Genomic DNA, 19504 nt, shown 5'->3' on the forward strand with positions numbered 1-19504 from the left:
GTGCGGGCCCGGTGGGGCTTCTCGCGCGGTTCCCCGCGCCCCTCGAAAAGCAGGGGCTGCGCCCCGTGCTTTTCGCCCCTGAGTGGCCGTAGGCCCTCAAGGGGCGCGGGGAACCGCGCGACCGGCCCCCACCCACCCGCACCCGGCAACCCTCCTACGGCGCCGTCTCCACGGCAGTGCCCCGCTGGTGCGGGATCTCCACGCCGCCACCCCCGGTCCCGGCCCCCGTCTGGAGCGTGATCGCGCGCCGGGGCACCGGCACACTGATCCCCTCCGCCCGGTACCGCTTGTGCAGCCGCTTGATGAACTCGTGCTTGATCCGGTACTGGTCGCTGAACTCCCCGACCCCCAGGATCACGGTCATCCCGATCCGCGAGTCACCGAAGGTGTGGAACCGTACGGCCGGCTCATGGTCGGGAACGGCCCCCTCGACCTCCTTCATCGTCTCGGCGATGATCTCGTTGGTCACCCGCTCCACATGCTCCAGATCGCTGTCGTAGCCGACCCCCACCTGCACCAGCAGCGTCATGTCCTGCTCGGGCTGGTTGAAGTTGGTCATGTTCGTGCCGGCGAGCTGCCCGTTGGGGATGATCACCAGGTTGTTGGAGAGCGACTTGATCGTCGTCTGCCGCCAGTTGATGTCGACGACATAGCCCTCCTCGCCGCTGCTCAGCTTGATGTAGTCGCCGGGCTGGACCGTCTTGGAGGCGAGGATGTGGATGCCGGCGAAGAGGTTGGCGAGCGTGTCCTGGAGGGCCAGCGCCACCGCGAGACCGCCGACGCCCAGGGCGGTGACCAGCGGGGCGACCGGGATGCCCAGCGTCTGGAGAATCACCAGGCAGCCGATCGCGAGGACCGTGACCCGGGTGATGTTCACGAAGATGGTGACCGAGCCGGCGACCCCGGCCCGCGACTGGGCGAGCGTACGCACCAGACCGGCGATCACCCTGGCCGACGTGATCGTGGCGACGAGGATGAACAGCACCGTCAGGGACTGGTTCACGTTGTGCTGCACGGTCTTCGTCAGCGGCAGCACCGCCGCCGCTGCCGCCGCGCCGGCGACGAACGTGCCCCACGGCACCAGCGAGCGCAGCGTGTCGACGATGACGTCGTCACCGCCCCAGCGGGTCTTCGTCGCGTGTCCGCCGAGCCAGCGCAGCAGCAGCCGCAGCAGGAACGCGGCCAACAGGCCCGCGACCAGGGTGATTCCGGCCACGAGGTAGTCGTCGAGGGTGAGGGCCCGGGTCATCGGTCGCCTCCCGGGGTGCGGGGGGAGCGGTCGACGGGCCGTATACCGGTTCCCGTGGGCCGTATGTGATGTGTCGTCACCTTGCCACCTGCTCGAATCCGTAGTGCGCGATCACGCCTGCCGGACGTGTGTACGACCTCGGGCGCGACCGCTCATCCTGCCGTATCCGCACGGCTGATCGGCACCGGACCTGCGCGGATCGGCCGACGACCGGCGCCCGCGCTCCGGGGAATGTCCGGATGTGCACTGCGGTACGGCGACCTCCCCTTCCCGGAACCGCGACCTCCCCGTCCGGGAACCGCCGCGGTGGCCCACCCGGCGTCAGATCGCCCGCGCCCGGTGTCAGATCACCTTCAGCCGGACCAGCGCGCCGAGCGTCAACGCGCCCGGCAGCAGTGGCAGCCAGACCGTGATGATCCGGAACGCCAGCACCACCGCCGTCGCCACCGCCACCGGACCGCCGGCCGCCACCAGGGCGACCACGAGCGCGGCCTCCACCGAACCCAGACCGCCCGGAGTCGGTACCAGGGCGACCGCGACGGTGGCGGCGAGATAGGCGAGCGCCATGTGCGTCACCGGGATGTCCAGCCCCAACGCCAGCCCCACCGTGACCAGTACACCCGCCTGGAGCGCCGGGAACGCGAGCGAACCGCCCCAGAGCGCCAGGACGCGCGTCGGCCGGGTGTGGATCGAACGGGCCTCGCCGAGCGCCGTGCGCACGAAGCCGAACACGGCCGTACGCAGCCGTCCGACGAGGAGCACCACGGCCGCGGCGGCGCACACGACGGCGACGGCCGTGATCAGCAAGGGGGCCGAGGTGCCGTCGGGGAGGAGCGGGCCGAGCCGCAGGGCCTGCGGGAACGCGAGCAGCAGGGCCAGCAGCAGCCCGACGCGGGCGATGGACTCGGCGAGCAGATACAGCGCGAGCGCCGCCGAGGAACGGGACAGCGACACCCCGCACACCGTCATGAACCGCAGGTTCACCGCGCTCGCGCCCAGCCCGGTCGGCAGCAGATGGTTCGCCGCGCCCGCCGCGAACTGGGTGGCCAACAGCCGCCCGGCGGGCAGCCGTTCGACGAGCGCCCCCTGCCGGGTCACCGCCGCCGCGACCCAGGTCAGACAGGTCACACCGAGCGCCGCGACCAGCCAGGGCCAACGCGCGGTCGCCAGATGGGCGAAGCCCTCGACGAGGACGGAGCGGTGCCGTACGGCGACCGCCAGCACCAGGACGAGGGGGAGTAGGCAGAGGATCCGCCGCACCGGAACACGCCAGGTGAGTCGTCGTCGCACTGGTATCGCCGTCACACCGGGAGAGGCTCTCCCCGCCCGGCCAACGGCGGGTTGCGGCCACGGGGACGGGGGTTGACCGACGGGGGACCAGGCCGCGCCCGGCGTATCAGCCCCCGCTCCTTGACCTCAAGTTTGGTCGAGGTTCTAGCGTCCTCCCCATGAGTATGGAGACCACCGCCTGGACCCAGTTGCAGGGCATGATGACCGCCCAGCACCGCAGCCGCCCCCTCGCCCGCGCGACGCTACGACGCGTCGGCGCCTTCGCCCGTCCACATCGTCGCCGTATCACGTGGTTCGTCGGCATCGGTGTCGTGACCGCGCTGCTCGCCGTGGCGACGCCGGTGCTCGCGGGGAACGTCGTGGACGTGATCGTCTCGGGCGGGGACGAGACACTCGTCGTCCGCCTTGCCGTGCTCATCGCCCTGATCGCGGTCGCCGAGGCGGCGCTCGGGCTGCTGGGCCGACGCCTGTCGGCGACGCTCGGCGAGGGACTCATCCTCGATCTGCGGACCGCCGTCTTCGATCATGTGCAGCGCATGCCGGTCGCGTTCTTCACACGTACTCGTACGGGAGCGCTCGTCAGTCGACTCAACAACGACGTCATCGGCGCCCAACGGGCGTTCAGCAACACCCTGTCCGGGGTGGTCGGCAATGTGGTCACCCTGCTGCTCACCCTCGCCGTGATGCTGACCCTCTCCTGGCAGATCACCCTTCTCTCGCTCGTCCTGCTGCCCGTCTTCGTGATCCCCGCCCGCCGCGTGGGCCGCCGGATGGCCCGGCTCCAGCGCGAGGCGGCCGACCTCAACGCCGCCATGGGCACCCGGATGACCGAGCGTTTCTCCGCGCCCGGCGCCACCCTGGTCAAACTCTTCGGACGCCCGGACGACGAGTCCGCCGAATTCGCCCGACGGGCCGAGCGGGTACGGGACATCGGCGTGCGTACGGCGATGGCGCAGTCGGCGTTCATCACCGCCCTCACCCTCGTCTCGGCCCTCGCGCTCGCCCTGGTGTACGGCCTCGGCGGCTGGTTCGCGCTGCGCGGCACCCTGGACGCGGGCGCGATCGTCTCTCTGGCCCTGCTGCTCACCCGGCTGTACGCGCCGCTCACCGCGCTCGCCGGGGCGCGCGTGGAGATCATGAGCGCCCTGGTGAGCTTCGAGCGCGTCTTCGAGGTACTGGACCTGAAACCGCTGATCGAGGAGAAAGCGGACGCCCAGGAGGTCCCCGAGGGCCCGGTGGCCGTGGAGTTCGACGACGTCCGCTTCGGCTACCCGTCCGCCGACAAGGTCTCCCTCGCCTCCCTGGAGGAGGTGGCCGCCCTCGACACCCGGGGCGGCACCGAGGTCCTGCACGGCGTCTCCTTCCGCGCCGAACCCGGCCGGACCGTCGCCCTCGTGGGCTCCTCCGGCGCCGGCAAGTCGACCGTCGCCCAACTGCTGCCCCGCCTGTACGACACGGACGCGGGCACGGTCCGCGTCGGCGGCGTCGACGTCCGCGACCTCAGCGCGGCGTCGCTGCGCGCCACCCTCGGCATGGTCACCCAGGACGGCCACCTCTTCCACGACACCGTCCGCGCCAATCTGCTGCTCGCCCGCCCCGGGGCCACGGACGACGACCTCTGGGAGGTCCTCCGCCGGGCCCGCCTCGACGACCTCGTCCGCGCCCTGCCCGACGCCCTCGACACCGTCGTCGGCGAACGCGGCTACCGCCTCTCCGGCGGCGAACGCCAGCGCATGACCATCGCCCGGCTGCTCCTGGCCCGCCAACGCGTCGTCATCCTCGACGAGGCCACCGCCCACCTCGACAACACCTCGGAGGCCGCCGTCCAGGAGGCCCTGGCCGAGGCCCTGGAGGGCCGCACGGCCGTCGTCATCGCCCACCGCCTCTCGACCGTCCGCACCGCCGACCAGATCCTCGTCGTCGAGGCGGGCCGGATCGTGGAACGAGGCCGCCACGAAGAGCTGTTGGAGGCGGACGGCCGCTACGCGGAGCTGTACCGGACCCAGTTCGAGAAGGGGGAGCCCGAAGCCGCCGACGCGGCGGTGTAGGAACGTGGTCATTCCCCAGGGGAACCCAGCGATCGCGGGTACGCCGTTCGGCCCGGCTGGGATCATGAACACTGCCGTCCCGGCATCATCGTCGACTCAGCGGCGCCGTAGCCGCCACCCCGACAGATAGGGGTCGCGCGTCTTCAGTTCCAGTCCGCGCAGGGCGAGTTCCATGTTCGCGTCGCCGTATCGGCGAGCTTCATGGTGGCGAGGGACGGGGTCAGTTTCCTCGCCCGGCAGCAGGGCCGGTGAGGCCGTTTGCGGTGCGGTACGACCATCCCGCAGTTGAGGTAGACGCCGTCGCCCAGGACGGTCACGCCCTGGCAGTGTTCGGCCAGGCCGGAGGCCCGCCAGGCGTGCGCGTCCGCGGTGCTGCCCGGCACCGGGTGGGCGGCGGCGATCACAAGGCGGGTGTCGGCATCGACGACTACCTGCACGTTCGCCGAGAACCGGTAGTCGCGTGACGAGGAGCCGACGTTCCGGTCGCGGACCGGGACCAGGGTGCCGTCCACGATCCACGACCGGTCCGCCGCCTCGACAGTGCGAGAGACGGGCTTGAGCGCCGGCAGCGGACCAAGCCGCTGGATGACACGGCAGACCGTGGAGGAAGAGACGCCGAACAGTGGACCCAGCTGCCGCATCGTCAGGTTCGTGCGGTAGTACACCGCAACCATCAGCACCCGCTCGGCCAACGGCAAACGACCACGGCCGGCCCTGCAGCGTGCCATTGCCCCCCGCTCCCGCACCACCTTCAGCAGCCGCGCGAACTGGGCGATCCGCAGCCAAGGAAGATGCCCTGATCACAGCCTTGTGCAACACGCTCTACGGAAGGGCCGGGACGTACGCGGTGGCCCGGACGACGTACGCACTCGGCCGGTCTTGACGGACCCTGGACGCGTTCGGAGCACGCTTGCAGGGGCCCGGACATCACTCTCTGCTCACGCTGGTGAAGCCGTGCGCGTGATGGTCCGCCCCCCACGCGGAGCCACGCACCTGACGGCCGGCCTGGGCTAGGGCGAGCGCCGTGAGGGCCGAACAGGGCACCCCTCTCACCAGGCAGTGGTCGCCCGGCGGCTCGGTCAGACCGTACGCGGGGGCGACCAGGCCGTGCACGTGCACGCAGGTATCGGCATCACATGGGCCGAGTGCGGAACGGCTCCTGGCGACATCCTGCGGGCGGCCCTCGAGTTCGCGTCGTGAACGCAGGTTCGCAAGGGCGATGCGCCGAAAGGAAACCGCGTCGCACGGGGGACCGGCGACCCGCGACCGGCTGGAAGATCGTCGGCAGCGGCCGGCTCTCGGTCGCACCACCCGGCAGCGCTTGCCGGAGGAGCGCATTTCCCCGCGTGCCCCCGTCGCCCCGGGCCACGGTCCTCGGGCGTCCCCCACCGAACGGGTGCCACCAACCCCGGCTCTCCTTCCGTGCAACGCGGAGTGCCTGCTCCTGTCGGTCCGGTCACAGAGACCCTTCGTGCGGATTCATCGCGAGGGCTTGTTCAGCCCAGATGGTCTTGCCCTCGGTGGTCTGGCGGGTGCCCCAGGCGGCGGTGAGCTGGGCGACCAGGAGGAGACCACGGCCGCCTTCGTCGTAGGTACGGGCACGGCGCAGATGGGGGGCCGTGCCACTGGCGTCGGAGACTTCGCAGATGAGATTGCGGTCGTGGATCAAACGTAGCTGGATGGGGGGTTCGGCGTACCGGATGGCGTTGGTGACGAGTTCGCTGACGATCAGTTCGGTGACGAAGACGGCGTCGTCCAGTCCCCATGCCTCCACTTGCGTGGTGGCCTCCTTGCGGGTCTGGGCGACGGCGGCCGGGTCTGCGGGGATGTCCCAGGTGGCGACCCGGTCGGTGTCCAGGACCTTGGTGCGGGCGATGAGCAGGGCGACGTCGTCGGTCGGACGGTCGGGCAGCAGGGCGTTGAGAACCGTGTCGCACAGGGTGTCCAGGTGGGCGGCCGGCCGGGCGAGGGTCCGGCGGAGCAGGGACATCCCGATGTCGATGTCCTGTTCACGGGATTCGATCAGCCCGTCGGTGTAGAGGGCGAGGAGGCTGCCCTCGGGCAGTTCGACGTCGACCGACTCGAAGGGCAGACCGCCGAAGCCCAGCGGGAGACCGGCCGGAACGTCGAGCAGGGTCGCGGTGCCGTCGGGGCTCACGACGACCGGTTCGGGGTGTCCGGCGCGGGCGAGCGTGCAGCGCCGGGAGACCGGGTCGTACACGGCGTACAGGCAGGTGGCGCCGAGGTCCCCGGCGGTTTCCGGTTCCTGGTCCGGCCCCGCCGTGTTGCCCGCCCGGGTGGACAGGCGGATGACCAGGTCGTCGAGGTGGGTGAGGAGTTCGTCGGGGGCCAGGTCGATGTCGGCGAGGGTGAGCACGGCCGTACGCAGCCGCCCCATGAAGGCGGAGGCCTGGAGGCCGTGACCGACGACGTCACCGACGACGAGGGCGACGCGGGCGCCGGACAGCGGGATCACGTCGAACCAGTCGCCGCCGACACCGGCGTGGGCGCCGGCCGGGAGATAACGGTAGGCGACCTCCACGGCGGTCTGCTCGGGCAGCCCCTGCGGCAGCAGGGTCCGCTGGAGGGTGACGGCGGTGCCGCGTTCGCGGGTGTAGCGGCGGGCGTTGTCGATGCAGACGGCCGCTCTGGCGGCGAGTTCCTCGGTGAGTACCAGGTCGTCCTCGGTGAACGCCTCGGAGTTCTGGTGGCGGGTGAGGACGGCGACGCCGAGGGTGGCGCCACGGGCGGTCAGGGGCACGGTCATCACCGAGTGGACCCTGGCGTCGGGCGCCACGGCGTCCCGCATCGGATCGCGGGCCACCCACTCGATGATCGCCGGGTCGGTCGCGTCGTGCAGCAGCGCGCGTCCCGTGCGGAGGCTCTCGACCGGCGGGGAACCCTCCGGGTGGTGGTCCACCCCGTCCGGCGCGACGGCCGCCGCCGGGATGTCCGGGTTCGCCGACTGGTGGGCGATGCGCCGCAGCCCGACGGGCCCGCTCGGTGTCTCCGTTCCCGGGGGCGGTTCGTTCGGGCCCTCGTCGAGGGAGGCGAGCAGGTCGACGCTGACGGAGTCGGCGAACTCCGGGACGACCACGTCCGCCAGTTCCTGGGCGGTCCGCGTCACGTCGAGGGTGCTGCCGATACGGTTGCTGGCCTCGGCCAGCAGCACCATCCGCTTACGGGCCCAGTACTGCTCGGTGATGTCGTGACTGGCTATGGCCACGCTCTGGACCCGGCCCTCCCGGTCCTTCATCGAGGTGACGAAGGCCGACCAGGCGTGCTCGCGGCTCTCGCCGGGGGTGGTCAGATAGACCTCCAGATACTGCGGCTCCCCGGTCTCCAGCGCCTGTCGCAGAGACCGCTCGACCTTGTCCATCTCCGGATGGTCGATGAACTCCGACAGCCGCAGCCCGCGCAGCTCGTCCTCGGGGAGGCCGATGGCCCGTTGGGCGGCGTCGTTGGCCCGGCGCAGGCGGAGCCCGGTGTCGTACACCGTCGTCACGCAGGCGACGGCCTCCATGAAAGCCCGGCCGGCGACGGTGTCGTCGTCGTGGGTGGTGTCGTCGTCCCGGGACGCCGCATCCCGCAGGGCGGAGACCAGGAGCCATTCCGGCCGGCCGGTGTCCGGTGTCCTCTTGTGCGCCAGGGCCTTGATCTCCAGGCGGTGACCGTCGCGGTGCCGGACGGCGATCGTCCCGTTCCACCGGGGCAGCTCCGCGAGGGGCGGCAGGTCCCGTCCGGCGCTCTCCTCGGCGAGCAGACCGGCCGCCGGCCGTCCCACCACCTGCGCGGCCGAGTACCCCAGAAGGAGTTCCGCGCCCGCGTTCCAGCTGGTCACGATGCCGTGGTCGTCAATGGTGGCGTGCGCGGCACGCGTCTCGTCGGACCTGTCGGCGGGTGGCCTCCCGGCAGCTTGCCGGTGGCGGCGGGGCACTCCAGGACCGCTCATCAGTTCTCACCGCTCTTCCGCCACCCACGGCATTCCTCGCCTTTACTGTATGACCGGAATTTTACGCTTTGCGTGATGCGGACCGCCTGGCCGCCGTCCTTGGCCGAGGTGCGCGCGAGTCCGGCGCTCGCCACCCGGTCCACGCCCCACCTCAGGTCAGCGGCGTCCCTGGGGACGCGCACGGACCCGCCCGCGGTTTCGTGGTCCCGACCGCGAGGTTCACGGATCGCGCCCTCAGCCCGCCGCCTGGAGGTGACGGCCGCCCGAGTCCCTTCCGCGGCTGGGGCTCCGGCACCGGCAGGCACGCTGACGACACGGCGGCGGGTTGACCGGCAGCACCCCCGGGATGCCGTGTGGCGGCCCGGGGAGCGCACGGCCCGGAAGCCGACGCGACGAAGGTCCCGGCCGTCGGCGCCGCGATCTCCCGCCGCACCTCGAATCGTTCTGCCGTCACGTCCACCCCTCACATGCCGGGCAACGGAACCCAGCCCTCACGGCCGCGCCACAGGGCGGACGGACCCCGGCCGCTCCGGCGGGTGCGCGGACCCGGCCTCGACGGGACAGCACCACACCACGGGAGCCGTCGGCCTGGCGGTGGCCGAGTGAGGGAGGGGGTGGACCGGCACAGGCCAGTACCCGTACCGGTCCACCCCGAAAGCCTGCGGGCCGGGCTACGGCCGGCGGCGTGGAGCGGGAGCGGTCAGGGCGGGTGGGGGAGGAGTGCCCGCCCTGACCATGCGGGGCAGGGGGAGTTCGACCGCCGTGCGGTCGCGCCCCGCGTCCATGGGGCTCGCGGCGGTCACGCGGCGAGCTGCCGCCTCGGCGGCACGCCGCCGTTCTCGGCCGGGCCACCGCGCCGCCCGGCCGTCTCCGCGGCCTCGGCGATGCCGCGCTCCCGCCGCCCCCGCGCCTCCTGCTCCCGGACCAGCTCGGCCACCTGTTCCATCGTCTTCAGTTCGGCCCGTACCGCGTCCGCCGAGCCGCGCTCCAGTACGGCGTCGTAGTTCATGGCCAGCAGGTTCAGGGCCTCGGGGTCGGACTCGCCGACCTCGACGAGGACGACCGTCCCGCCGGGCGGGAGGTCCGACGTGACGGCGGCGACGGTGCCGGCGGCCCCGGTGGCCCCGGTGGACGGCCGGTGGTCGTGGCCGTCGCCGATCATTGCTCCGATGCCCCAGCCCACTGTCATTCCCAGAGGGCCGTCGAGGACCCCCATCAGCGAGCCGACCAGCCCGCCGACCTCCGCGTTCCACCCCGGGGCGGTCTCCAGGACCGCGGGGACGCAGACGGTGCCGTCCTCCAGGCGTTCCATCAGGACGGCCCCGCGGACCTCCGCGGCGGAGCCGAGGCGCGTCAGGTCGCCGAACGCCTGGCGGGCCGCGCCGCGGTCGGCGAAGCGGAGGGCGACTGCGTTCTCGTTCGTGGACATGGCCTGGCTCCTCGGGCTGACTACCTCACCGTCTATGAGACAGCATGCATCATAGTGCTCTATGGGTCAACTCGTCTCACAAAGTGGTTTCTTTGAGCCGGGACACCGACTCTGCTGCGCAATTCCAGGGAGCCTCCGCCGCCCGGACCGCGACCTGCGATGACGCGGTGGCCGGTGCGGCTTTCCCGGCGGGTCCCTGCTGCTCAGCCGAATTGCGCAGCAGAGTCTTCGACGACGGCAAAGACGTCCCCGGCACCTCAAGGATTGCGCCGGTGCGCCCGGGGCCTCGTGTGCCGACATGTCAGCCTGTCGTTCCCGAAGGCGTCGGACACCCGGCTGTCGCCACGTCCCGGCAGCAGAGGACGGGGTCAGGCGCTGTGGTCGGCCCACCGGTGCGGGATTCGGCGCTGTTTCAGGGGCCGGCCGCTCGGGCCGAGCGGTGTTTGATCGCGCAGGGCGGGCAGCCGGGCGCGGTCCTCAGGTTCGGCCAGGCCCTCCCCCGTGGCCGGGAGCGAATGGAAGTGCGGCCGACTTGGTTCGAGACGCCCCCGTGCCCCTCGGGCCGACCGCGTCACGGTCGGCCCGAGGGCCCGGTCAGCCGACGGTGTAGGTGTACGGGATTCCGGTGATCTCGGAGCCGTTCGCGATGCCCATCGCGGTGTCGGTGGCCACGTACAGGATTCCGTGGACGACCGTGCCGACGGGTGCCGTCGGGGCGAGGGTGAGGGTCATCGTGCCCGTCTCGCCCGCGGCGACGGAGAGGGGCTGGTAGTCCGCGCCGAGGTCCCAGAACTGGCCGGTCGACGCCTGGGCCGCGGGGTCGAAGGGCTGGGTGGTGGCGGTCACGGTCACCTTGGCGGTGCCCTGGGGCGCGGCGGTGTCGGTGAACGGGCCGGGAGCGGAGACGCCCACGGACCAGATCCCCGCGGCGAGTTGGCCGGCGGTGGCCGTGGCCACCACCGATCCGTCGGGACCGGGTGCGCCCAGGAACTCGGGCGCGCCGGTCCAGGGCAGGATCGACGCGTCCACGGGGATGTCCGCGGTGACCGTGGCCTTCAGGGCCGTGGTGTGCGTGGGGACCCACCAGGTGGGGTTGTCGCCGTTCACCGGGACCGTGCTCTTGCCATCGATCTCCGGGAGGACGACGTCGGCCGGGTCGGCCAGGCGCGGGTCGAGGAAGTAGGACCGGTTCGCCGGTCCCGGGTTGGGCACCCGCACCGCGACCCTGAGCTCGCTGCCCCGCTTGATGACGTGTGCCGCGCTGTCCGGGAGGTCCGGGGCGGTGGCGGTCACGGCGTCGAGGCGGACCGTGCCGGTGATCTGCTCGCCGATCTGCTGTCCGCTGACGGCGCCGGGTACGGAGACGATCAGCGTCCAGCGCCCCGGGGCGGGCCGGTCCACGGTCAGGCTCGCGTACTTCGTGGGGGTCGTCCCCTTGTCGCCGGTCCGGTTGACGTCGCGGGCCAGGATCTGCTGCTGGGGGCTGACCAGGTAGGCGACGAGCTCGGTTTCGGCGTTCTGCGCGGTGAGGTCGACCGTCAGGTCGCGGCGGCCCTCCGGGACGTCGAGGTAGTAGCCGTTGGTCTGGCCGACATCGCGGCCGACGCCGCCGGTGACGCCCGTGGTGAACGAGGTGCTGTGGCCGGCCGCGGGGTCGACCGGGATCAGCGTCCGGCGGGCCACCGGCAGCGACAGGTGCGTCCCGGTGTCGGAGTCGAACTGGAGGGAGAACGGCGCGTCACCCGCCGCCTTCGGAACGGGCACGGTCATGGGGAAGTCGGCCGTGCCTCCCGCCGGGACGGTCCTGGTCCGCGCGCTCACGCCGGCCGAGGTCCAGTCGTGGCCGGTGACCTGGATGTGCAGGGGGCCGCGGTAGCTGCCGGGCTCCTCGTTCTTCCACGTCAGGCCGTCCATGCCGAAGTTCCAGACCACCTTGATGGTCCAGTCGCCGGGAACCGGGTCGTGCACGTCGACGTACTGGTGGTTGCTGTGTCCGCCGCCCCCGTAGTCGTAGCCGACCTGGACCAGGCGGCCCTCGGGGTCGATGACGACCGGGGTGAGGTAGCCGGACCCGTCCGTGCCGGGCCAGGCCGTGGTCACACCCATGAGAGGGGTGCCCGCCGGGACATGGACGGTGAACGGCTTGACCGCGAGGCGGCCCTGGGGGGTGTCGTCCAGCGGATCTCCGACGGTGACGGTGCGTGCGTCGCGGAACGTCGTCGAACCGGTGGCACGGGAGGTCATGGTGACCTTCTGGGGCCGGTCCGAGGTGTTGGTCAGCGTCACGGTGTCGTGCTGTTCGGAGCCGGGTGTCCCGGTGAGGTTCAGCTGGGCGACCGAGGGGACGAGGGAGGCGCTGTCCGCGCTTCCGCCCGAGGTGTCCAGGGCCCGGGCCGCCCGGACGGCGGCGTCGGTGTTCAGCAGCCCGGCGCCCTGCTCGTCGGCGGGGGTGCCCAGGTCGGTGGCGGTGCCGGTGAGGAGCCGCTTGACCAGGGCGGGGGTAGGACGTGTCCCGTCGTGGGTGTCCTTGTACGCCTGGATGACGTCGGCCGCCGCGCCCGCCACGAAGGGGGCCGACTGACTGGTGCCGCCGAACATCTGGGTCGGCAGCGAGCAGCCCGACCAGCGCGGGCCGGGGGTGCAGGCGGCCAAGTCGTACGCGCCCGGCGCCACCAGATCGACCAGTCTGTTGCCGATCGTGGTGCCGCCGGAGGAGAGGGCGGCGATGTTGTCGCTGGTCCAGCCCTCGTACCCGTAGCCCCGGGCCATCAACCGCAGCGCGGTGGAGGCGCCGACGCCGATCACCCGCGGGTCGCTGGCGGGGGCGCCGACGGTGCCGGAGACACCGGAGTCGCCGGAGGAGACCACGACCGTGGTCCCGGCGGCGACGGCAGCCCGGTCGGCCAGCCGGATCGGGTTGGTGTCCGGGTCCGGGTAGGGGTTGGCGCCGAAGGACTGGCTGAGCACGTCGGCGTGGTGCTCGACGGCGTACTCGATGGCCTGGACGAACCCGGAGGTGTAGGCGGTCTTCTGCCCGAAGACCTTCAGACTCATCAGCTCCGCGTCCGGCGCGAAGCCGCGGATGCGGACGGTGCAGCCCTGGGGAACCTTGGTGGAGTAGGGCAGTTGGTCCGCCATGTCGTACGTCCGGCTGCCCTGCGCGGCGACGGCACTGGCGTCGCCGAAGGCCTCCTCGCCGTCGGTGGCCTCGTTCGTGCCGCCGCCGGTGAAGTCCTGGAAGTCGGTGATCACACGGCTGCCGTCGGGGCGGACGAACTCCGGGTTGTCGACGTCGATCCCGTCGGCCATGAAGGCGACCTTCACGCCCTTGCCGGTGGCCAGCTTCTGGGCGACGTCGGTCTTCGTCAGCGACAGCCCCTCCGGCTCCACGACCGGGTGCTCCGGGTCCTTGGGGCAGGCCGTGGCGGTGGTGTTCGCCGGGGAGCCCGCGGTGGCTGCCGTCCTGCGCTGCTGCGGGTGCCGTATCGGCAGGTCGGGCACGACGGCGGCCACCTGCCGGTCGGCACGTATGCGGGATATCGCCGAGGGCTTCAGCGTCGCGGCCACGGCGTTGAGCAGACTCATCCGGGCCACGTGCGTGGCGCCCTTGTCCTTGAGCAGCGACAGGACCGGTCCCTGGTCGCCGGCCACCACCTTGTCGCGCCGTGCGGCGTCCTTCCTGGCCGACAGCTCCGGGTGCTGGTCGCGCAGCAGCACGATGACACGCTGTGCGCCGCCGCCGGCGGTGCTCGCGGCGACGGTCGTCGCGGCGGTGGAGGCAGGCGTCGTGGGGGCGGCCGTCGTGGGGGCGGCGCCCAGGGCGAGAACGCTCAGCAGGAGCGTCCCGGTGAGGACAACTCGCCTTCCGGTTCCGTCTGTTCTTCTGTTGTGCATGTAAGTCTCCGCTGGGAGTGGGGGGTTGGGGCTGTCCACGGACAGTCCCGTCGATCTTGTCGCCCACAGCGGACACAAAGACTTGTCTACGGTTAAACAGTTGTCGATCTTCCGGACAAGAGGGTCTGGCGGGCCCGAGCCTCGACCAACCGGCTTCTGCGCGCAGTCGGAACGCGATGCGCCCCGGTCCTGCGGCAGTTCGGGCGCGCCCGGCATGCGCGTGGCCCGGCGGTGCCGGACCGCCGGGCCACGCGTCACCGAGGCCGCTGATCGCGGGGACGAGGACCGCCCCCGCGAAAAGTGGCGCCCACGCCGGTCACACGGTGAGCTTCCGCTTCAGCGTCGCCACGCCGTCCTTGACCTTCTGCTCGGCCTCGCCGCGCTTGCGGTCGCGCTTCTCCTTCGCCTCCTCCTTCCGGATCCGGTCGGCGGCCTCCTCCATCGCCTTCAGCTCGTCCCGGACATCGTCGGCCGCGCGGCGCTCCAGGACGGCGTCGTGACGCATCGCCAGCAGATCCAGCACCTGGGTGTCGGACTCCCTGACATCGGCCAGGATCGCCGTGCCGCCGGGCGGGACCTGCGGGGTGAAGGCACCGATCGTGCCGGTGGCCTCGGCCTCCCGCTTGTAGTCGTAACCGCCGCCGATCACCGCGCCGACGCCCCAGCCCGTCAGCACCCCGAGCGGGCCGCCGAAGATGCCGACCAGCGAGCCGACCAGCCCGCCGACCGCCGTGTTGCGCCCCGCTTCGGTCTCCAGGCCCTCGGGAATACGGACCGTGCCGTCCTCCAGTCGCTCGATCAGGACCGCGCCGCGGACGTCGGTGGTCGCGGAGGTGAGGTGCTTGAGCTCGCTGAGGGCCTGGTAGGCGGTGGCCCGGTCGGCGAAGCGCAGGGCGATGGCGTTCTCGTTCACGGACATGGTGCGTCTCCTTGGGGTTCCGGCGGGACAGGGCTCCGACGAGCCGGTCCGGCGGTGTGTGCGTCGGCGGCTTTCCCTCCCGCCCTCTGTGAGACAGTATGTATCAGAGGCCACCTGCGAGTCAACCTGTCTCATAGATTCCCCGTGACTCAACCTGTCGGCGGTACGGCACGAAGGCGGCCGGGGTGCGGGAATCCGCACCCCGGCCGCCTTCGGGAACCGCGGCGGCCGACACCTCGACCAGGACGCGCTTTCAGCGACAGGGGCGCGCGTTCGCGAAGACTTCAGCGGTCCGGACATCCCGTACATCCCGGCCATCCGGGCAGGCCAAGCCGGCCGGGCCATCCGGCCGGCCGGACCCCCGGGGCAGGCGCAGAGCCCGTTCACGCCGCGCGCGGCATCATCCGGCGGGCTTGTAGAAGGCGTAGGTGGCGGAGTAGCGGACGCTGGTCTGGTCGCCGCCGGTGCAGACGGTGGTGGGGGCGACCCCGCCGTGGGTGTCGAGACGCTGGATGTAGGAGACGTCGGCGAACACCCCGGTGCCGCGGGTCGCGGTGGACTGCAGAAGGAGCTCGGGGATGGTGCCGGGCCTGGGGGAACTGGCGACGGCGGCGGCGTTGACGGCACTGCCGTCCACCGTGGACACCCAGACGGGGCCGCGGGAGTGGAGAGCGAGGGGGCGGTGGGAGCGGTCGCCCTCGGCCCAGAGCGTGGCGGCGGGTTCCAGCAGCTTCCAGGCGCCGTCGGCGCAGGTGTAGGTCTGGACGCCCGCGGCGGAGAGGACGTCGGTGAGCCGGTTGCCGTCGGGGACCTTCAGCGGGGCGGGGACCTTCAGCGCGGCGGGGGCGTCGGAGCGGGCGGGCCCCGGCGTGGCCGCCTGGCCGATCGTCGCGCTCAGGAGCGCACCGGCGGTCACGGCGGCGAGAACGGTGGTGGTGAGGAAAAGGCGTTTGGTGAGCTTCATCGAGTATGTCTCCAGAACGATTTCTGAAACAAGTTCGCTGATGTGGACACGGTCGCCGTGCACGTCCCCGTGCCGGGACAGCACGGCGGGCAGGGCTTCCGGGACGGATTGACTGATGTGGAATCCTCAACTCCGCACTGTACCGCCGAAGTTGGCGGTGAGAACGACCACGGGGTGACCGGATGCGGATCGCTGCCCGGCCGTACCCCTCGGCGGCCACCACAGGACCTCGCCGCTGCCGGGCGGCTCGGTCGCGTCGAGGTCCCCGCCGGTGGAGGGCGGGGTGCCGGTCTCCACCGTGCCCGCGTACAGGAGCCGTCGACTCAGGGTGGTGGGCGTGCCGTTCCAGCCGGTCGGCGGACTGAGGATCGCCGAGCCGTCCGTGCCCGTCCCGGTGACCGGCCGCCGAACCGCCGGGTACGGTTCCCGACCGCGACCTCAGCGGTGTGCTGCCGGTGGGTGGGCCCGTGAACGCCCCGCGGCGGGGGCGAGGGCACCGGTGGTGAGGCCGAGAGGCTCGGTCACGGCGGCGGGGCGGGCCGTGCGACGCCGTGCGGCGGGCCGCGTCGTCACGCGTCGGGCAACCAGGGCGCGAGCGCCATGTCGACCGTCCGGACGGCCATGTCGGTGTCCAGTCGTACGCCTAGCATGAAGCGCTGGAAGAGGAGCGGGCCGATGATGTGGGAGATGAGTTCTCTCGCGTTCTCCTCGGCGCCGGGGCGGAGTTCGCCGCGGTCGACGGCGGCGGTCAGGCGGGCGACGAAGTGCTCGTCGGAACGGCCGAACATCTCGTCCCGGATACGCCGTACGCCCTCGTCCCTCGCGGCACGTTCGATGACCGCGGCTGTGACCGAAGCGGAGACGGGCTGGTTGAACCACTCGATCTGCCGCTGGAGATCGGTGATCAGTTCCTCGCGGATCGGGCCGTCGCCGAGCCCCAGCAGGGGGCGGGCGTCGGCGGCCAGGGTGTCCAGGAGCAGGGACTGCACGTCGGGCCAGTGCCGGTAGACGGTGGCCCGGCCGATTCCGGCGCGTTCGGCCACGGCGGCGTGCGTGACGCGTTCGGGTCCGCCCTCGACCAGCAGCTGTGCGGCGGCTGCCAGGGCGGCGGCGCGGCTACGGAGCGCACGGGGGTCGTCATGGGGCTTGGGCATCGGTACACCTCTTCAAGCACAGCGGTTTCCTGAGACAGGCCGACTCACCACCTGGCTCCGGAACACACCGTCTCACAGCGGGACCGGATCCGGCGGAGGCGGGGCGCCCTGGCGGAGGCGGGGCGCCCTGTGCGAACCGGCCCCTCATCGTGTGCCGGTCCCGTCGCCGGTCCGCGTCTTTCCCTCTCCCTGCGAGGCCCGGTGCCCGGACGGGAACCGGGGCGCCGGACGGTCCCGCCCTCTCCTGCGCCCGGTGTCCGGCCCGAGGGTTGTCCCACTACGGCGGACCGCACCGCCGAGGGCTCGGCACTGACCCGTGTCGTGGGGAAACACCGGCGAACGGGACACTCCCTGCCGTCACCCTGGGCAACGCACGAGCGCTCACCGTCCACCGCGAGGACCACACCGCCGGATGGCTGATGGCCCGGCTACGCCAGGTGCCCGGGACGGCCGAAGCCGTCCCGGGCACCTCGACCGCGGTGGTCCGGGTGGCCCCGGTGGCGATGGCCGGCCGCGCGGTCCTCGCGGAGCCGAGCGCTCCGCCCTTGATGGTGCCGTGCACAGGTGCGTGGTTGTCGGCCGCCTTCCAGGAGATGGCGGCCGGGGTGCCGGCCTCGGCCTCGGGTACGGTCGCGGGGTCAGGGTCGAAGGAGACGCCGTAGACGTCGAGGTCGACATCTACGGCGAGGTCGTAGGGATTGTCCAGCGGCTTCGTGGCGAAGTACACACCGCGAAGCGGGACACGGCTTCGGACACCGACGGGAGACCGCTCGGGCGCTCGCACCACTGCTCGGGCAAGGCTCCCGGCGACAGGCGTGTGTGGTGGGGGCGGACCGGCTCGGCCCGCCCCCACCGTGCGAGGCAGGGGGGTGTTACCTCGCGTCTGTGGCGGACGCGGCGACCGTACGGCCGCGTACCGTTTCGGCCCGGCGGCACCGCCCCGGCTGTCGGTTCGGTGCGCGATGCGCGGACGACGTGCCGGGTCGGGGCGGACCGTGCGGGGCAGGGGAGTTGGACCGCCGCACGGTTACCGCCCCGCGTTCGCGGAGCCCTCGGCGGTCACGCGGCGAGCAGCCGCCTCGACGCCGCACCGCCGCCCTCACGCACACCGGGCCGCCGGTCGACCCTGCGCGCGACCTCGGCCCGCCTGCGGCGGCGTCCGGCCTTCGCCACCCGCTTCCGGATCTGCTCGGCCTCCTCCTCCATCACCTTCAGTTCGGCCCGTACGGCACCCGCCGGGCGGCGTTCGAGGACGGCGTCGTAGCGCATGGCCAGCAGGTTCAGGGCGTCGGTGTCGGATTCTCCGGCCTCGGCGAGGATGACTGCCCCACCCCCGGGCGAGAGGTGCGGCGCGAAGGAACCGGCCGCGGTGACTTCGCTGACGGGCCTGGTGGTCCCGGCGGCCCGCGAGCGATCGTGGCCGCCGCCGATCATCGCCCCGACACCCCAGCCCACCAGCATCCCGAGGGGGCCGTCGAGAAGGCCCACCAGCGAGCCGACCAGCCCGTCACCCCCCGTGTTCCGCCCCGGTACCGCCCCAAGAGTCTCGGACACGCGAACCGCACCGCCCTCCAGGCGCTCGACCAGGACGGCGCCATGGACCTCGGCGGCGGAGCCGAGGTGCGTGAGTTCACCGAAGGCCTGGTAGGCGGCGGCTCGGCCGGTGAAGCGGAGGGTGATGGCGTTCTCGTTCATGGTTACGGACATGACGTGTCTCCCTGGAAGCCCACGGACTGGTGGCCGGTACGCGCTGGGGGGTGAATCCCGCCCTCATGTGAGACAGCATGTATCATAAGCAAGTGTGAGTCAACTCGTCTCACAGAGAGCTTCGCGAAGGAGGCGCTCCTGATGTCCCGGACCAGCAACGACCCCCGCGCCCGCCGCAGCAGCGCCGCCGCCCTGGCCGCCGCCACCGAACTCCTCGTGGAAGGAGGACCGGAACGTGTCACCCACGCCGCCGTCGCCGAACGCGCGGGCGTGGGCCGCGCCACCGTCTACCGGCACTGGCCCAATGCGAACATGCTGCTCCTCGACGCCCTGGCCGCCGACGCCCACCCCTTGCTCACCCTCGGCGACGGCCCCGTCCGCAGGCAACTGGTGACCCAGTTGCAACGACAGGCCGAGTGGCTCAACCAGCCGGCCTCCGCCTCGGTCATCGCCACCATCATCGAACGGGCCGAACGGGACGAAGGAGTACGGAACATCCGCCAGGAGATGTTCGGCCGCGCCGACGAACACCTCGCCGGCGCCCTCACCACCGCCGCCGCACGCGGCGAACTCCGCCCCGGCGCCGAGGAGCACGCCGGCGAACTCATCTCCCGGGTTCTCGGACCGTTGCTGTTCCAGCGGTTCATGCTCGGCACGCGCCTGAACAACGACACGGTGGTCGGCGCGGTTGACGCCGCACTCGCGCCCTGGCTGCCGGATGACGACAGTCCGGCCGGCGCCCAGCCGCCCGCGCCCACGGGAGGGGCACGGCGCTCGGCGATCCGATCGAGGCCAACGCGCTGATCGCCACGTACGGCCAGGCGCGGCCCGAGGGCAGGCCGCTGTACCTGGGCTCGCTGAAGTCGAACATCGGGCACGCCCAGGCGGACGAGGTGTG

At 72.2% G+C, this 19504-nt stretch carries 14 protein-coding genes and 2 pseudogenes; 3 read left to right on the plus strand and 13 right to left on the minus strand.

All coding sequences use genetic code 11. The features are described from left to right. Positions 1-154 precede the first annotated feature (154 nt). On the minus strand, positions 155-1249 hold the full coding sequence (locus tag F9278_RS41240) for a mechanosensitive ion channel family protein (protein ID WP_152172875.1): 1095 nt from the start codon (positions 1247-1249) through the stop codon (positions 155-157). 342 nt (positions 1250-1591) lie between these two features. After that, positions 1592-2554, minus strand: coding sequence for a lysylphosphatidylglycerol synthase transmembrane domain-containing protein (locus F9278_RS41245; RefSeq protein ID WP_152172876.1), 963 nt, complete (start codon positions 2552-2554; stop codon positions 1592-1594). Between the two features lie 143 nt (positions 2555-2697). On the opposite strand from F9278_RS41245, the gene F9278_RS41250 reads away from it, so the two are divergent. Continuing rightward, complete coding sequence (locus F9278_RS41250) at positions 2698-4587, plus strand: ABC transporter ATP-binding protein (RefSeq protein WP_152172877.1); 1890 nt, start codon at positions 2698-2700, stop codon at positions 4585-4587. A gap of 219 nt (positions 4588-4806) precedes the next feature. On the opposite strand, the pseudogene F9278_RS41255 reads toward F9278_RS41250, so the two are convergent. From F9278_RS41255 to F9278_RS41300, 11 genes and pseudogenes are all read right to left on the minus strand, one after another. Further along, positions 4807-5369 (minus strand): annotated as a pseudogene (locus F9278_RS41255) (transposase family protein); the annotation flags it as partial. Positions 5370-5514: 145 nt separating this feature from the next. Continuing rightward, the gene (locus F9278_RS41260) at positions 5515-5706 is read right to left on the minus strand and encodes a hypothetical protein (RefSeq protein ID WP_152172879.1); all 192 of its coding nucleotides are present in this window, start codon (positions 5704-5706) and stop codon (positions 5515-5517) included. A 337-nt stretch (positions 5707-6043) separates the two neighbouring features. After that, positions 6044-8539 carry a SpoIIE family protein phosphatase gene (locus tag F9278_RS41265; RefSeq protein ID WP_152172880.1) on the minus strand — a complete coding sequence of 832 codons (2496 nt, stop codon included), beginning with the start codon at positions 8537-8539 and terminating at the stop codon, positions 6044-6046. A 799-nt stretch (positions 8540-9338) separates the two neighbouring features. Next, positions 9339-9968 (minus strand): hypothetical protein, encoded by a 630-nt coding sequence (locus F9278_RS41270; RefSeq protein ID WP_152172881.1) that lies wholly within the window; start codon positions 9966-9968, stop codon positions 9339-9341. 594 nt (positions 9969-10562) lie between these two features. Next, entirely contained in the window at positions 10563-13862 is a 3300-nt protein-coding gene (locus F9278_RS41275) for a S8 family peptidase (protein ID WP_152172882.1), read from the minus strand. Between the two features lie 316 nt (positions 13863-14178). Beyond that, a complete protein-coding gene (locus F9278_RS46555) occupies positions 14179-14781 on the minus strand; it encodes a hypothetical protein (protein ID WP_193241859.1) in 603 nt (200 codons plus the stop codon). Between the two features lie 400 nt (positions 14782-15181). Further along, entirely contained in the window at positions 15182-15745 is a 564-nt protein-coding gene (locus F9278_RS41285) for a DUF3455 domain-containing protein (protein ID WP_152172883.1), read from the minus strand. A 126-nt stretch (positions 15746-15871) separates the two neighbouring features. Next, on the minus strand, positions 15872-16042 hold the full coding sequence (locus F9278_RS46560) for a hypothetical protein (protein WP_193241860.1): 171 nt from the start codon (positions 16040-16042) through the stop codon (positions 15872-15874). Between the two features lie 272 nt (positions 16043-16314). Continuing rightward, positions 16315-16899 (minus strand): TetR/AcrR family transcriptional regulator, encoded by a 585-nt coding sequence (locus F9278_RS41290; RefSeq protein ID WP_152172884.1) that lies wholly within the window; start codon positions 16897-16899, stop codon positions 16315-16317. 277 nt (positions 16900-17176) lie between these two features. Then, the gene (locus F9278_RS41295; protein ID WP_152172885.1) at positions 17177-17626 is read right to left on the minus strand and encodes a hypothetical protein; all 450 of its coding nucleotides are present in this window, start codon (positions 17624-17626) and stop codon (positions 17177-17179) included. Between the two features lie 332 nt (positions 17627-17958). Next, positions 17959-18606 (minus strand): hypothetical protein, encoded by a 648-nt coding sequence (locus F9278_RS41300; RefSeq protein WP_152172886.1) that lies wholly within the window; start codon positions 18604-18606, stop codon positions 17959-17961. 141 nt (positions 18607-18747) lie between these two features. Between F9278_RS41300 and F9278_RS41305 the strand changes: the two genes are divergently transcribed. Next, entirely contained in the window at positions 18748-19410 is a 663-nt protein-coding gene (locus F9278_RS41305) for a TetR/AcrR family transcriptional regulator (protein ID WP_152172887.1), read from the plus strand. After that, positions 19350-19493 (plus strand): annotated as a pseudogene (locus F9278_RS49120) (hypothetical protein); the annotation flags it as partial. The gene F9278_RS41305 and the pseudogene F9278_RS49120, both read left to right, overlap by 61 nt. Positions 19494-19504: the final 11 nt, after the last annotated feature.

This window comes from Streptomyces phaeolivaceus, assembly GCF_009184865.1.
Classification (GTDB): domain Bacteria; phylum Actinomycetota; class Actinomycetes; order Streptomycetales; family Streptomycetaceae; genus Streptomyces; species Streptomyces phaeolivaceus.